Source organism: Marinobacter sp., assembly GCF_965229985.1.
Classification (GTDB): Bacteria; Pseudomonadota; Gammaproteobacteria; order Pseudomonadales; family Oleiphilaceae; genus Marinobacter.
The window spans coordinates 3,586,919-3,601,439 of the sequence record NZ_OZ245935.1; the positions used below are offsets into that span (position 1 = coordinate 3,586,919).

The 14,521-nt window shown below is 53.5% G+C and carries 17 protein-coding genes; 13 read left to right on the top strand and 4 right to left on the bottom strand.

The features are described 5' to 3' along the window. The first annotated feature begins 14 nt into the window (after nucleotides 1-14). The 11 genes from ACO06L_RS16340 (at nucleotide 15) to ACO06L_RS16390 (ending at nucleotide 9,259) form a co-directional block, all read left to right on the top strand. Nucleotides 15-365 (top strand): phenol hydroxylase subunit P4, encoded by a 351-nt coding sequence (locus tag ACO06L_RS16340; RefSeq protein ID WP_202348808.1) that lies wholly within the window; start codon nucleotides 15-17, stop codon nucleotides 363-365. A 15-nt stretch (nucleotides 366-380) separates the two neighbouring features. Then, nucleotides 381-1,442 carry an NADH:ubiquinone reductase (Na(+)-transporting) subunit F gene (locus tag ACO06L_RS16345; protein ID WP_202348807.1) on the top strand — a complete coding sequence of 354 codons (1,062 nt, stop codon included), beginning with the start codon at nucleotides 381-383 and terminating at the stop codon, nucleotides 1,440-1,442. A gap of 33 nt (nucleotides 1,443-1,475) precedes the next feature. Next, complete coding sequence (locus ACO06L_RS16350; RefSeq protein WP_227716190.1) at nucleotides 1,476-2,405, top strand: catechol 2,3-dioxygenase; 930 nt, start codon at nucleotides 1,476-1,478, stop codon at nucleotides 2,403-2,405. A gap of 185 nt (nucleotides 2,406-2,590) precedes the next feature. Beyond that, nucleotides 2,591-4,051, top strand: coding sequence for a 2-hydroxymuconic semialdehyde dehydrogenase (locus ACO06L_RS16355; protein WP_202348806.1), 1,461 nt, complete (start codon nucleotides 2,591-2,593; stop codon nucleotides 4,049-4,051). Nucleotides 4,052-4,058: 7 nt separating this feature from the next. Next, the gene (gene dmpE / locus ACO06L_RS16360) at nucleotides 4,059-4,856 is read left to right on the top strand and encodes a 2-oxopent-4-enoate hydratase (RefSeq protein ID WP_202348805.1); all 798 of its coding nucleotides are present in this window, start codon (nucleotides 4,059-4,061) and stop codon (nucleotides 4,854-4,856) included. After that, nucleotides 4,853-5,650 carry a 2-oxo-3-hexenedioate decarboxylase gene (dmpH, locus tag ACO06L_RS16365; RefSeq protein WP_202348804.1) on the top strand — a complete coding sequence of 266 codons (798 nt, stop codon included), beginning with the start codon at nucleotides 4,853-4,855 and terminating at the stop codon, nucleotides 5,648-5,650. The genes dmpE and dmpH overlap by 4 nt, the downstream gene beginning before the upstream one ends. Before the next feature lie 15 nt (nucleotides 5,651-5,665). Continuing rightward, nucleotides 5,666-5,893, top strand: coding sequence for a tautomerase family protein (locus ACO06L_RS16370; RefSeq protein WP_202348803.1), 228 nt, complete (start codon nucleotides 5,666-5,668; stop codon nucleotides 5,891-5,893). A 3-nt stretch (nucleotides 5,894-5,896) separates the two neighbouring features. Further along, nucleotides 5,897-6,811, top strand: coding sequence for an acetaldehyde dehydrogenase (acetylating) (locus ACO06L_RS16375; protein WP_202348802.1), 915 nt, complete (start codon nucleotides 5,897-5,899; stop codon nucleotides 6,809-6,811). Beyond that, entirely contained in the window at nucleotides 6,811-7,875 is a 1,065-nt protein-coding gene (gene dmpG / locus ACO06L_RS16380) for a 4-hydroxy-2-oxovalerate aldolase (protein ID WP_227716191.1), read from the top strand. The genes ACO06L_RS16375 and dmpG overlap by 1 nt, the downstream gene beginning before the upstream one ends. A gap of 54 nt (nucleotides 7,876-7,929) precedes the next feature. Then, nucleotides 7,930-8,865 carry a catechol 2,3-dioxygenase gene (locus ACO06L_RS16385; protein WP_202348801.1) on the top strand — a complete coding sequence of 312 codons (936 nt, stop codon included), beginning with the start codon at nucleotides 7,930-7,932 and terminating at the stop codon, nucleotides 8,863-8,865. Between the two features lie 61 nt (nucleotides 8,866-8,926). Continuing rightward, nucleotides 8,927-9,259, top strand: coding sequence for a 2Fe-2S iron-sulfur cluster-binding protein (locus ACO06L_RS16390; RefSeq protein ID WP_202348800.1), 333 nt, complete (start codon nucleotides 8,927-8,929; stop codon nucleotides 9,257-9,259). Nucleotides 9,260-10,339: 1,080 nt separating this feature from the next. On the opposite strand, the gene ACO06L_RS16395 is transcribed toward ACO06L_RS16390, so the two are convergent. The 3 genes from ACO06L_RS16395 to ACO06L_RS16405 form a co-directional block, all read right to left on the bottom strand. Then, entirely contained in the window at nucleotides 10,340-10,681 is a 342-nt protein-coding gene (locus ACO06L_RS16395) for an outer membrane protein transport protein (protein WP_421845979.1), read from the bottom strand. A gap of 2 nt (nucleotides 10,682-10,683) precedes the next feature. Then, nucleotides 10,684-11,973, bottom strand: coding sequence for an ISL3 family transposase (locus tag ACO06L_RS16400; protein ID WP_336144226.1), 1,290 nt, complete (start codon nucleotides 11,971-11,973; stop codon nucleotides 10,684-10,686). 65 nt (nucleotides 11,974-12,038) lie between these two features. Continuing rightward, entirely contained in the window at nucleotides 12,039-12,164 is a 126-nt protein-coding gene (locus ACO06L_RS16405; RefSeq protein WP_265103152.1) for a hypothetical protein, read from the bottom strand. Between ACO06L_RS16405 and ACO06L_RS16410 the strand changes: the two genes are divergently transcribed. Continuing rightward, nucleotides 12,163-13,776: an ABC-F family ATP-binding cassette domain-containing protein gene (locus ACO06L_RS16410; protein WP_202348825.1), complete on the top strand. Its 1,614-nt coding sequence runs from the start codon at nucleotides 12,163-12,165 to the stop codon at nucleotides 13,774-13,776. The genes ACO06L_RS16405 and ACO06L_RS16410 overlap by 2 nt on opposite strands. A 60-nt stretch (nucleotides 13,777-13,836) precedes the next feature. Further along, nucleotides 13,837-13,974 (top strand): IS3 family transposase, encoded by a 138-nt coding sequence (locus ACO06L_RS16415; protein ID WP_421845983.1) that lies wholly within the window; start codon nucleotides 13,837-13,839, stop codon nucleotides 13,972-13,974. A gap of 89 nt (nucleotides 13,975-14,063) precedes the next feature. On the opposite strand, the gene ACO06L_RS16420 is transcribed toward ACO06L_RS16415, so the two are convergent. Beyond that, nucleotides 14,064-14,432, bottom strand: a complete 369-nt coding sequence (locus tag ACO06L_RS16420; protein WP_336144640.1) for a hypothetical protein — start codon at nucleotides 14,430-14,432, stop codon at nucleotides 14,064-14,066. Between the last annotated feature and the right edge of the window lie 89 nt (nucleotides 14,433-14,521).

The window sequence follows — 14,521 nt, forward strand, 5'->3', positions numbered from 1 at the left end:
CAAGGAGCTGCAAAATGTCAGTTGTTTCCAGAAAAGAATATATCGGTGTTGCGCGTGATCGCGTCGAGAACTTTAACGGCAATCAGCTGGTTTATGTCGGCTGGGATAATCATCTGCTGTTTGCCTCTGCCTTCCTGTTATGCCCAACCCCAGAAACCGTGTTCCGTGACTTGGTTCAGAACAACCTGGCTCCGTTGCTGAGCGCTGATCCGGACGCCAAAAAAATTGACTGGGACTCGGTCACATGGCTCAAGGGCAATGAACCCTGGACACCGGACTGGGATGCCAGTCTTGCGGCCAATGGCGTTGGTCATAAGGCGCTGCTGCGTTTCAAAACGCCTTCGCTGAACACAGTCTGTGGTTAATCTCCGGAGGGTGCCATGAGTTACGAGCTGACCATTGAACCATTAGGCCAAACCGTCGAGATCGAGGATGGCCAGACCATACTCGACGCCGCTCTACGAGCAGGCATCTACCTGCCCCATGCCTGCTGCCACGGACTGTGTGCGACCTGCAAAGTTCAGGTGGTTGACGGCGAAGTGGAGCACGGAGAGGTCTCCGACTTTGCACTGATGGACTTCGAGCGCGAAGAGCAGAAGTGTCTGGCGTGCTGTGCCACTGCCGAGAGTGATCTTGTGATTGAGGCAGAGATTGAAGACGATCCGGATGCGCAGAATTTGCCGGTTAGAGATTACCAATGTGTGGTTTCTCGGATAGCGGACCTTACTCCTACCATTAAGGGCATTTGGCTGAGGCCTGAGTCCGGTGAGGAGGTGGCATTCCAAGCGGGCCAGTATATCAATCTGGAATTGCCCGATGGAATCGGACATCGAGCGTTTTCAATTGCCAACGCCCCGTCTGAGTCTGGCGAGATTGAACTTAATGTAAGGATTGTTCAGGGTGGCAAGGGTACAACTTACATCCATGAAGAGCTCCAAGAAGGTGACGTGCTGACCTTGAGCGGGCCTTACGGAAGGTTCTTTGTGAAGAAATCTGCGCAGGTTCCAGTGATCTTCATGGCCGGTGGTTCTGGCCTTTCCAGCCCAAGGTCGATGATTCTTGATCTCCTGGATGAAGGGTTTGATCTACCCATCACCCTCGTTTACGGCCAGCGCTCGCAAGAGGAGCTCTACTACCACGATGAGTTTCTCGAATTGGCAAGGCAGCATGAGAATTTCACCTATGTTCCGGCCCTGTCCGACGAGCCTGAGGCCTCATCTTGGGAAGGGTTCCGCGGTTACGTGCACGACGCGGCCAGAGAGCACTTTGGCAACGATTTCAGCGGTAACAAAGCATATCTTTGTGGTCCGCCAAGAATGATCGATTCCTGTATCTCCACATTAATGCAGGGGCGTCTGTTTGAACGCGACATTTACACCGAGAAATTCATCTCCGCGGCGGATGCCCAGCAGGTTCGGAGCCCTTTATTCAAATCTATCTGAACACAAACATAATAATGAGAGAGGTAGTTCATCATGGCTATGACCGGAGTTTTGCGCCCAGGACACGCTCAGGTACGTGTACTTGAACTTGAAAAAGCGGTGACCTTTTATCGAGATGTTCTTGGACTTGTTGAAACAGGTAGGGATGAAAGGGGACGCGTTTACTTCAAATGCTGGGATGAGCGCGATCACAGCAGCTATATCCTTCGAGAGTCCGACCATGCGGGTATCGATTTCTTCGGGTTTAAAGTGCTTGATGATGAGACGCTCGACAGGCTGGAGAACGACCTCAACGCATATGGGGTCGAGACCAGGCGTATCCCGGCTGGTGATCTTCTTGAAACCGGCGAGCGGGTAAGCTTTACCCTTCCTTCAGGACATGAGATCGAGCTCTATGCTCAAAAAACTGCGGTAGGTAATGGAATTCCTTTAGTTAATCCGGGGCCTTGGTGCGCGGATTCTGAGAGAGGTATTGCCCCCGTCCGGCTTGATCATACCTTGCTGTACGGGCCGAATATTAACGAGGTCAAAAAGATCTTCACTGATGTACTTGGCTTCTATCTTGTTGAGCGCGTGCTCGGCGAAGACGGCGACAGCGAGGCCGCTATCTGGCTGTCATGCTCCCACAAGGTCCACGACATTGCCTTCGCTGAATATCCCGAACCGGGCAAACTCCACCACTGTTCCTTCCTGATGGAGAGTTGGGAGCGGGTACTTCGAGCCGGCGACATAATGTCGATGAACTCAGTGCCCGTGGACATCGGACCGACTCGCCATGGTGTTACGCGTGGTTGCACAATCTACGCTTGGGATCCGTCGGGAAACCGATTTGAAACCTTTATGGGTGGATATCAGCCTTATCCCGATTACGAACCTCTGACGTGGACCTTCGATAATTTCGGCCAGGGGCTCGATTATCCTCAGCGGAAACTACACGAAACTTTCTTGACCGTGGTCAGCTGACGCCGAGGGCATCTTCCATACCGGAGAGGGTGTCGTGCAATGCATACCTAAAAGGTAATGGCTGACTGTCTAAATGGTATTAGACGGTATAGATTCGGAATCCTACACTCGAAATAGGTTGGAATAACCCGCTATCAAGGACGCTGAAGACCAGCTCCTCTGAAACAGAACAAGCAGGAATCAATATGCGCCAGATAGATAACTTCATAAACGGCGAATTTGTCGCTTCTAGCGTTGGCAGGCGGTTTGAAAAGCGGTCCCCTGTCGACAACCGAGTCATAGCATCGATTGCGGAGGCCGGGCAGCCAGAGGTGGATCAGGCTGTAACTGCGGCAAAGCATGCACTGACAGGAGAGTGGGGCAAGTTGGCCACAAATGAACGGGTGGATCTGCTTTACCAGGTGGCCGATGAAATCACCCGTCGCTTCGACGATTTTGTCGACGCCGAGATGGCAGACACAGGGCAGCCCGAACATGTTATGAGCCACGTATTTATCCCGCGCGGCGCCGCAAATTTCAAGGTTTTCGCGGACATTATAAAGAATGTCCCAACTGAGAGTTTTCACATGGACACTCCGGACGGTCGTGGTGCCCTGAACTATGGTGTTCGCGTTCCCAAAGGGGTGATTGGCGTAGTGGCGCCCTGGAACGCCCCATTCCTGCTGATGACCTGGAAAGTTGGCCCCGCCCTGGCATGTGGAAATACCGTGGTGGTTAAGCCTTCGGAAGAATCTCCTCTGACTGCAACCCTGCTGGGTGAGGTAATGAACAAGGTAGGCATCCCCAAAGGCGTCTACAACGTCATTAACGGATTTGGTCCAGACTCCGCCGGGGAGTTTCTGACCCGCCACAAGGATGTTGATGCCATCACCTTCACCGGCGAAACACGAACCGGTTCGGCGATCATGAAGGCCGCATCGGATGGCATTCGGGACGTGTCGTTTGAGATGGGTGGTAAAAATGCCGGAATCGTGTTCGCCGACTGTGATTTTGATAAGGCAATTGACGGCATTTTCCGGTCGGCATTCCTCAATACCGGTCAGGTATGTCTTGGGACTGAGCGGGTCTATGTCGAGCGTCCAATTTTTGACCGTTTCGTAGCCGCCCTCAAAGATAAGGTTGAAAACGTCAAGTTTGGCCGACCCACCGACAATGGTGTGAATTACGGGCCGCTGATCAGTCAGGAGCATCGGCAGAAGGTTTTATCCTATTACGCCAAGGCCAAAGAAGATGGAGCCACGATTGTAACTGGTGGTGGTGTTCCGGAAATGCCAGGTGAGCTTGCCGAAGGTGCCTGGGTTCAACCGACGATCTGGACGGATCTTCAGGAGTCGTCCGCTGTAATTCAGGAAGAGATCTTCGGCCCTTGCTGTCATATCCGACCCTTTGACACCGAAGAGGAAGTCATCGAGTTAGCTAATGCTTCCGATTACGGACTATCCACCACGATCTGGACTGACAACCTCACACGCGCGCACCGCGTTGCGGCCAAAGTCGATGTTGGGATTACTTGGGTTAATAGCTGGTTCCTCCGGGATCTGAGAACCGCCTTTGGAGGTGCCAAAACTTCGGGCATCGGTCGTGAAGGTGGTGTGCACTCCTTGGAGTTCTACACCGAGATGCGCAACGTTTGCATCAAAATGTGAGGCTGACATGGACCAGAAAATAATTGATCAATACGGCGACGAGCTCTATCAGGCGTTTGTCGAACGCAGGACCATCGCGCCTTTCACTGAGCGAGATCCGGACATCAGTCTTGACGATGCCTACAAAATCCAGCTGCGATTCATCCAGCGACGTTTGGATGCAGGTGAAACGGTGGTTGGTAAGAAAATCGGTGTGACCAGCAAAGCCGTGCAGGATTTTTTGGGTGTGTTTCAACCGGATTTTGGGCAGTTGACCTCAAAAATGGTCTACCAGGAAGGTGATGTCATTGCTCTTGACGACTTGATTCAGCCAAAGGCCGAAGCAGAGCTGGCATTTGTGCTGAAAGAGGACTTGAAGGGGCCTGGGATCACAGCCATGGACGTGATCCGTGCGACCGATTATGTGGCTCCCTGCTTTGAAATCGTGGATTCACGTATTCGCGACTGGAAGATCAAGATCCAGGACACGGTAGCTGACAACGCCTCTTGTGGGGTCTACGTGATTAGTTCATGCAAAGTTGATCCCCGTGAAGTGGACATCACTCTCGCCGGTATGGTGCTGGAGAAAAATGGTGAGCTTTATTCCACCGGTGTAGGGGCCGCAGTTCGGGGTTCCCCTGCCAACGCTGTGGCATGGCTCGCCAACACTTTGGGTGAGTTGGGGATTCCCTTCAAGGCCGGCGAAGTCATTTTGTCTGGCTCTCAATCCAATCTGGTGCAGGTCACTGACGGCGATGAGTTGGTTTGCACGATAGGTGGCGTCGGTAGTTGCAAGGTTCGTTTTGAAGGGAGGAATGCCGTATGAGCGTCACACTGAATCGGGAAGACATCGTGCGCCTGTGCGAGCGGATCGAAGGGGCTCAGACCCGCGCTTATGCCATCCCCAAACTGACCAACGAATATCCCGGCATGACCATTGAGGACGGCTATGCCGTTCAGTCCGAATTGCGCCGGCGGTTTATTAAGAGCGGACACACGCTGGTTGGATGGAAAGCGGGCCTGACCTCCAAGGCCAAAATGGAACAGATGGGCGTGAACGTACCATCCATCGGCTTCCTGACGGACAGGATGGCCCGGCCGGAAAACTCGGTGGTGTCCACCTCCGATCTGGTGCATCCGCGGGTGGAGTGTGAAGTGGCCTTCGTGACCGGCAAGGATCTCGCTGGCCCGGGAATCACCGCCCAGGATGTTCTTGATGCAACAGATTATGTGCTGCCGGCAATTGAAATCATTGACTCGCGATTTGCCGGCTTCAAGTTCGACCTCGAAAGCGTGATTGCGGACAACGGGTCGTCTGCCCGGTTTGTGGGCGGGGGGCGCCCTCGGTACCCGAAGGATCTCGACCTTCGCACTTTGGGCGTGGTGATGGAAAAGAATGGTGAGATTGTGGGGATGGGCGCGTCAGCGGCCGTACTAGGCCACCCGGCAGAGGCCGTTGCCATGCTGGTAAACATCCTTCACGACCTGGGGGAGACTCTCCCGGCAGGCAGCTTTGTCATGAGCGGCGGTATTACCGAAGCCGTTGCCGTAGCACCGGGCGACCATGTGATTGCCCGCTACCAGGACCTCGGCAGTGTTTCCGTGCGGTTCGGCGAATAACAAAAGGAGCAGGATATGCCCATTATCGAGATGCATTTGATGGAAGGTCGCACCACTGAGCAGAAGTCCAGTGCCGCGAAAGCAATTACCGACGCTGTGACATCCAGCCTGGGTGTACGGGCCGAATCTGTGCGGATTCTTATTACTGAACATTCTGGTGCCGAGTTTTATGTAGCAGGTGTATCACCAGTCCTTAAAGCCCAGCAGGCTGACTTGGCGGACCTGACAAAGGCGGAGGATTAAACCATGAAGAAAATCAAATGTGCGCTGATCGGGTCCGGAAACATTGGTACCGACCTGATCTATAAGATCCAACGCAGTGAGTACCTGGAACCGGTCTGGATGGTCGGTATTGATCCGGAATCCGAGGGCCTGATGCGTGCCCAGGAAATGGGGTTGAAGACGACAGCTGAAGGCGTTGACGGCCTTCTACCACATGTCGAGCAGGATGGAATACAGATTGCGTTTGATGCGACCAGCGCGTACGTGCACGCGGAAAACAGTCGCAAACTCAATGCTCTTGGAGTGCTGATGATTGACCTAACGCCCGCGGCTATTGGCCCGCTGTGCGTGCCTCCTGTCAATCTCAAAGAACATACCGACAAGTATGAAATGAACGTGAACATGATCTCCTGTGCTGGTCAGGCGACGATACCCATCGTACGCGCAGTATCTAATGTTCAATCTGTGGATTATGCAGAGATCGTGGCCACCCTCTCCTCTCGTTCGATCGGTCCTGGCACTCGGGCCAATCTCGATGAATTTACTTACACCACGTCAGGTGCGCTGACCAAGGTGGGTGGTGCCAGACGGGGCAAGGCACTAGCAATTATCAATCCAGCTGACCCGCCCATGATCATGCGGAATACCATTTCCTGTCTCACCGATAACGAGCCGGATCAGGAAACGATTACTGCATCGGTGTTAGCGATGATCAAGGAAGTGCAGAAATACGTTCCAGGTTACCGGCTGGTAAACGGCCCAGTATTCGACGGTAAGCGCGTTACGGTCTTCATGGAAGTGGAAGGGCTGGGGGATTACCTGCCCAAATACGCCGGCAACCTCGACATCATGACCGCCGCTGCAACCCGGACGGCGGAAATGTTTGCCCAGGAAATTCTCGAAGGCACATTCAATCCCCAGCCTGTGGAGGTAGCGTAATGACTGACTCAATGATCTCCGGCGACCTCAAAGGCCGGAAGGTAATTCTGCACGACATGTGTCTGCGGGACGGTATGCACGCGAAGCGCGAACAGATTTCCGTAGATCAAATGGTGAAGGTTGCGACGTCTCTGGACGATGCAGGTGTTCCTTACGTTCAGGTGACTCACGGGGCTGGGCTTGGTGGCAACTCGCTGCAGCATGGGTTTGCCATGGCCAGCAATGAGGAATATATCAGCGCAGTGGCGTCCAGGATGAAGCAGGCCAAAGTGTCGGTATTGCTTATTCCGGGACTGGGCACCATGGATGAACTCAAGTCGGCTCATAAGTCAGGCGCCCGCAGCGTTCATGTAGCGACCCACTGCACGGAGGCGGATACCTCACCCCAGCATATAGCCTGTGCCCGTGAGTTGGGAATGGACACCACGGGTTTTCTTATGATGGCGCACCTCAACGACGCTAAAGGGCTTGCTGAGCAGGCAAAACTGATGGAGTCCTACGGTGCCCACGCCGTTTATATCACGGACTCTGCGGGCTACATGTTGCCAGCAGACGTAAAGGATCGCGTTCAAGCGCTTCGAGATGTACTCAAACCGGAAACGGAAATTGGTTTCCATGGGCACCATAACCTGGGTATGGGGATAGCCAACTCCATCGCGGCGATTGACGCCGGCGCGTCCCGTATTGACGGATCAGTCGCGGGCCTTGGAGCCGGTGCCGGCAACACACCGCTTGAAGTGTTCGCTGCTGTATGTGAGCGCATGGGCATTGAGACAGGAATCGATGTTTTCAAGCTGATGGATGTCGCAGAAGACGTCATCGTACCGATGATGGACCACATCGTCCGTGTCGACCGGGAGTCCCTCACCCTGGGTTATGCAGGTGTATATTCCACCTTTCTGTTGCCCGCGAAAAGGGCTGCTGAGCGTTATGGCGTGCCTGCTCGGGATATTCTGGTGGAACTGGGCCGACAGAAGATGATTGGTGGTCAGGAAGACATGATTGATGACACAGCCATGACGATGGCGAAAGCTCGTGGCTTGATGAAGGCCGTTGCTAGCTGAGGCTGACCCGCCAAAAGGCGAAACTTAAATCAAGACAACAAAAAGAGGTGAACCATGGCTATGAGAGGTGTTCTGCGGCTTGGTGAGATCGGTATTCGAGTTCTCGATCTGGATGACGCTCGAACTCATTATGTAGATAGAATGGGGCTCCTTGAGGTGATGTCCAACGAGGCGGACCGAAAAATTTACCTTAAGGCCTGGGACGAGCATGACCATCATTCAGTGGTGCTGCGTGAGGCAGATGAGGCTGGGTTAGACTACGTGGCATTCAAGGTTTTTGACGATGCCACGCTCGACAGCCTCGAACCGAAAATTGAACAGTTCGGGCTTGAAGTTTCGCGTATCGAAGCGGGCGTCTACCCGAAGAGTGGTCGACGCCTTGAGTTTACTCTGCCTTCAGGCCACCGGATGCATTTGTTCGCCGAGAAAGAACAGATTGGCAACACCTTGGGTACCCGAAACCCCGGTGTAATGCCTGATGAGGGTGTGATACGGGGTTTCCGGATCAATCGTCTGGATCACTGTTTGCTCGGCGGACCCAATATTGATGAGTGCGCGCGTCTGTTTCAGGAGGTCTTTGATTTTGATCTCGCCGAACGTATTGAGGACCAGGAAAGCGAGGCTTCCTTGGCGTTGTTCCTTAGTTGTTCCACAAAACCCCACGACGTGGCGTTTGTGATACAGCCGGAGCCTGGGCGATTCCACCATGTCTCATTCCTGCTTGAATCGGCGACAGATGTCATTTACGCGGCAGACATGATCGGGAAATATCGGATACCTGTAGATGTCGGCCCTAACCGCCATGGTGTAACCCGCGGAAACACTATTTATTTCTTTGATCCATCGGGCAATCGCAACGAAGTCTTCGCTGGGGGGTATGTCCACTATCCTGACACTCCGACATTAACGTGGGACACGTCAGAAATGGGCCCCGCCCAGTTCTCGCAGGACAATACGCCCCGGGAGAGTTTTCTGACGGTGATGACCTGATAACCCTCATCACCACAAAGCGGTAAGCCAACAATGACAAAAACAGGTGGAGGAATTTGGTATGTCCTATCGGATACATCTCGATGATCTGGATCTGGACTTCCCCTGTGACGCCCGGCAGAACGTGCTTGAGTGCATGATGGGGTCAGGAAAAAACGGTATCCCGGTTGGGTGTCGTGGTGGTGGCTGTGGAGTCTGCCAAGTTCAAGTGGTAGAGGGTGAATACGATGCTCGGCCGATGAGTAAAGCGCATATTGATGACAAAGCGCTTGCCCAGCGGCGGGTGCTCGCCTGTTGCATCCGGCCCCGGAGTGATCTGTCCTTAAAAGTGATTGGCAAGTTGGCACGGCCAATTCACCGCAGGTGCCAAAAGAGCCCAAAGCCAGACCAGTGACGTTGTCTCCAATCAAAGGTTGTGTCTGCATAAGTTGACGGGACTAGTCGACGAACTCTAACCATGGACGGTTCTCTTTTCTGTTGGTGCTTAGTTCTTCCTATTATCGGGCCGCGCGAAAAAGCCCTGTTTACCTAGGCGTATTCGGAAAACTTTTCTGCCGAACGCTATTGGCAAGGCGTAGCTGGTGCTCGAATGTCCACTAGGTGATCTCGCCTTCGAGTCGTTTGGGGATGCTTTCGAGCTACTTACGCTTAGACGGTGCCTTTCCTGCGTTGTCTTCTCACGCCATCGTTTTCCCGGAAAGTGAAAGTCGAAAAACTGCTTTTGCGTGCACTTATGACTCGTATACTACTCGTTCACCCTTCCTCAATCAGACACTGGAGTTGCGAGAGAGTGGCTTCCTTATTGCGTTTCCCCATACCTTTCGACGGCTCCCACATGTGAAGGAGTTTTCCTCCGTCAAATGGAGGGATGCCGTGTATGGCATTCAATTAGATCTGAGTCTTTCAAACATTCCCGCCTGGCTCGAGTTCCATAGCGAATACACTTCATGCTGATGCGAAAATGATTGTCTTGAAGCACCGTTTGTAGCACTTTGGCAGCATCAGACGTGATTGCATGTCGCCTTTGGCAAGCTGGGGACCTGTGTAGAAGGGGCAATACGCAAGATTGGGGTTTCAGCTAAAGGAATTTATCGCAGAGAAAGACTTTCAGGATAATTGGAAAGTTACCTTGGGTTAGGTCATCGAGTCAATTGAGCATATGGCCTTTGGTTCGCGGAATAACTACTGCCTCCTCCTGGAGAGAAGAGCAGCGCTATACGTTAAAGTGTGATGAACCTAAAAAAGCCCCCTTTAGAGGGGGCAAAGCGGGACACAAACGTTGATTAGGACGCCTTTTACCTTTCTGGGCCGGCCTAATACATAGCAAGGGTTACGACCTTGACTTTGCAATAAAGCGCTTGGGTAAGGCTTTTGATGCCGTATACCACGGTCGCGGCCCTAATGACATTACCAAGGCAAATTGGTACTCAAGCAGGGTTCTCGTGATAGTGAGGTTGATAGATTGATTACTGGGTCAAAACGCTTTGCTAACCTGTACGCCTATCCCCCAGGCGTCAATGGCGTATTCCCCTTTCAGAATGGCTTGATTACGGATCGGATTATCATCGACATCACGTTCGAGCTCTGAAATTTTCGGATCATCCATAATCAAGTATCCCGCGGCGAGATCCAGAGTGTAGTTTCTTGGGGCCAGCCACTGAAAGCCCAGTGTTAGCCAGTGACGGTCGGAACTTGGGACTCTGGCGGTAAGGTATTTGCTGCCAACCGGAGATTCATCGAACGCGTAGCCGGCTTTAATGGGGTATGCGGATTTAATGGTTGATGGGGCACCTTCACCCCACCAACCTGATGCCACCCTCAGATGGTTGATAGATCGACTCCGTAGTTGAGTTCCTCTGCGAAGTCCGGCAGTCCGTAACCGATGGTTTTCTTGTAGAACGGAGAGACTTTCGCAGTCGGGGCCTTCTTCTTGTGCTTCGTGGTGTAGAGCATTCGTGCCCGCATCACCTCGAAGGAGTAACCACGCCCTTCACGGTTCTTGTCCTTGGCCAGTCGGTTGATGGACTCCGTGTAAGCGTTGGTGACCGGCATGTCTGTCTCGAAGTAGGTCATGATCTCTTCGCGCCAGTTGCCCACAGCTCTGACCAGATCGCTCCAGACTTCCTTCTGGCCCTTCGGGATGGTGGCTACCCAGTCGTCCAGAGCGGCTTCTGCCTGGGGCCGTGTGGTGGCGTCCCAGATGTCGTAGAAGCGTTCCTTGTGCTCGTAGGCAGCCAGCAGTTGCGGGAATGCGCCCGTCCAGGTCTCCATGATGAGTTGTTCTCGGTCTGAAACTTCGTGAGCGCGTTTCAGCAGGATTTTCCGGTCTCCCTTGAGGGTTCGGCTCTGGGAGGGTTTCAGCTCCTTCCTGAGACCCTTGCGCACCTTTTCCAGGGCATCGTTGGCCATGCGCACCACATGGAACTTATCGACCACGATGCGGGCCTGTGGCAGCACGGCCTTGACCGCTGCCCGGTAGGGGTTCCACATGTCCATGCTGACGATCTCGACCTTCTGCCTGTCTTTCAGCTTCATCAGGTAGTTGGTCACCACGTCCTGTCGGCGAGTGGCCAGCAGGTCGAGTAGGGTTCGCTCCTCGATGTTGGTCAGGATGCAGCGGTAGCGCTTGTTCAGGTACAGCTCGTCGATGCCCAGAATGCGGGGCGTCTCGAAGCGGTGCCAGCGCCCCAAAAACTCGGCACGGGTGCTGAAGATGTCGCGTACTGTCTTCTCGTCCAGGCCGGTCTGTGCTGCCACGAAGGTGTAGGGATGGTTGAAGGCTTCCTTCTCCACGTACTCATGCAGCCGCAGTGTCATGCGATAGCCGTCTACCATCTCCGGCAGCTGGGGCCTGAAGGTAGTCTTGCAGGCCCGGCAGGTGTACCGGCGGCGGACCACCCAGAGGGTGACCCGCTTGCCGTGGATGGGCAGATCACGATAGGGAACATCACGCTTGCCGAACCGCACGAATTCACCCTGCACGCCGCATTCCTCGCAGGCGATGGGATTGGGCGCATCCACCTGGAAGTGCATTTCGTCGTCGGTGGATTTGAAGCCCAGTACCTGGTACTCAGGCAGGTGCAGGATGTTGTCGGGCATCTCGGTCATGAGTTTGTTGGTTCAATCAGCTGAAATTACTGCATTGTCCATTTCTGCAAGTGCTTGTACAATAATTAGCCTATTCCTTCCAATATGAGGTGTTTGTCCAATGCGCCATTGATGCCGCCGTTGTTATGACGGCCAGTCTCCACCAGCCCCCAGTAGCAGGGGGAGTTCTTGGCATCTTTGGAAGAGAGCATGACGAATACCCATCTCGTACTGAAAAACGTGTCCCACGTTCTGCCAGACGGCAGAACTCTTTTCTCCGACCTTCGCGAGCAGTTCGATATGCGCGCAACAGGACTGGTCGGACGCAATGGTGTCGGTAAAACTTTGCTAGCACGCATCTTGGCTGGGTTGTTACAACCAACCACCGGCCACTGGCAGTGCTCCGGCAGCGTGCATTACCTCGCCCAGCAAGTGGTGCACCCTGATGGTTCTACAGTGGCCGACTTGGCGGGGGTAAAGCACACGCTGGATGCGCTAGCACGTATTGAGTCAGGCAGTACAGCACCGGAGGATTTCGATGCCGTAGGAGATCACTGGGACATACACCAGCGACTCCGCTATGAACTTGAGCGCAATAACTTGAGCCACCTTGAAACAGATACGCCTGCCAGCATCCTGAGCGGCGGTGAGGCGATGCGAATTTCCTTGATTGGTGCCATGCTCTCGGATGCAGACTTCTTGATTCTCGATGAGCCGAGCAACCATCTCGATCGACCGAACCGACAGGCGCTGATCGAACAACTACAACGCTGGCCGCGTGGGCTGATCGTGGTCAGCCATGACAGGCAGTTGCTGGAGTCCATGGAGCGCATCGTGGAATTGTCTTCCCTGGGGCTGCAAAGCTACGGAGGCAACTACTCATTTTATGCCGAGGCTAAGGCACATGAACGACAGAACGCCCTACAAAGCCTGAGTGAGCGCAAGCTTGAACGCCAACGGCAGGAACAGGCGATGCGGAAGCAGCGTGTACGGCAGGAACAACGGCAAGCGCGCGGTAACCGGCGAGGCAAAGAGGCCAATCAAGCCAAGATCTTGCTGGATCGTCAGAAAGAGCGCAGCGAGACATCGTCAGGCGCGCTGCGCCAGAAACAGGCCTCCAGCCGGGCACAACTCAACCAACGCGTGCGTGAAGCCGCACAACAAGTTGAAGATGAGTCGCAAATAACCCTGCATGAAATACCAATCACGCAGGCCGCAAAGCGTCGCGTGGCCGAATTGAATGACGTGGAGCTGCCGTACGTATCGGGAGCAACCCGAACCATAAGCCTGATCCTGGGTGGACAACAGCGTATAGGTGTAGTCGGCCCGAACGGTTGTGGTAAATCCACATTGCTTCGAGTGTTTGCAGGACAAGTTTCGCCTTTGGCTGGGGTATCCAAGGTGACGCCGGAGAGAGCATATCTCGATCAGCGATTAGAAAATTTGGATCCAGAGAATACGGTACTAGAACAGTTACAATTGGCCAATCGCACAGCTACCGAAGGGGACCTGCGCATGCGCTTGGCTCAACTAGGACTTGACGCGCAGAAGATAGCGACACCCAGCGGGTCGCTGAGTGGCGGTGAGCGTCTAAAGGGAGCTCTCGCTTGCATACTCTACGCCGATTCACCACCGCAACTCTTGTTACTTGATGAACCGAACAACCACCTTGATTTGCCCTCAGTACAGGCATTGGAAATCATGTTGCGTAGTTACCAAGGCACGTTGATCGTAGTGTCGCATGATGACTCATTTCTGGAAAACCTCGGACTAACAGAACGCTTGCTTGCTACTGAACAAGGCTGGAGTTTGGAGCCACTTTGACGGAAATGTCGTGTGTCTCACGATAAACTATATTTTCCGTTGCTCACCTGAGTTCTACTTTTGAACGCTAACGCACGTATCAACCAGTTAATCCGGATACCCCATATAAGTAACTATATTGAGTGCTTTTATAACAGCCAACGGCTGCACAGTGGCCTTGGTTACCGGACTCCGATAGAGTTCGAAGGAATCAATTAATGGGGCGTGTCCATTTTATTGGGGGAAGTCCAGACATTCTGGCAGGGTAACTTGGATTATGCGTTTTCATTATGCCAGGGTCTGAGCCGTTACCCGGTGAGCATGAGCTGTTCTTTCGCGACCTGACGACGTAAAAGATTTCCTGCCTCAACATGCGCCACATCAATTGCTTTATTATTGTCGTGGTTGCGAAAATGATGCGGTCGGAATTCACCATGCCGGTGCGCCTTTGTCGAGAGTCCGTTGATGAACATGCGAATATTCATCAACGGACTCTCGCTGTTGGTACAGGAGGCGATGGAACTGAACCCCTTCGACGAAGCGGTTGTAGTACTCTTCAATCGCCCGGACGAGAAAATTATGATCTCTACTTTGGCGCGGATTCGCTTCATGTTCTGATATAAAAAATGGGAGCGGGAGCGATTCAAAAGGCCAGACAAAGTTGGTGAAGATGTCATGACTTTGTCCGGAAGGCATTCCCGCCTGCATCCAAGTTCTCTGTCGCATTCGTCTCAAGTATGCCTGCAAGACCGGCGAAGATGGCTTT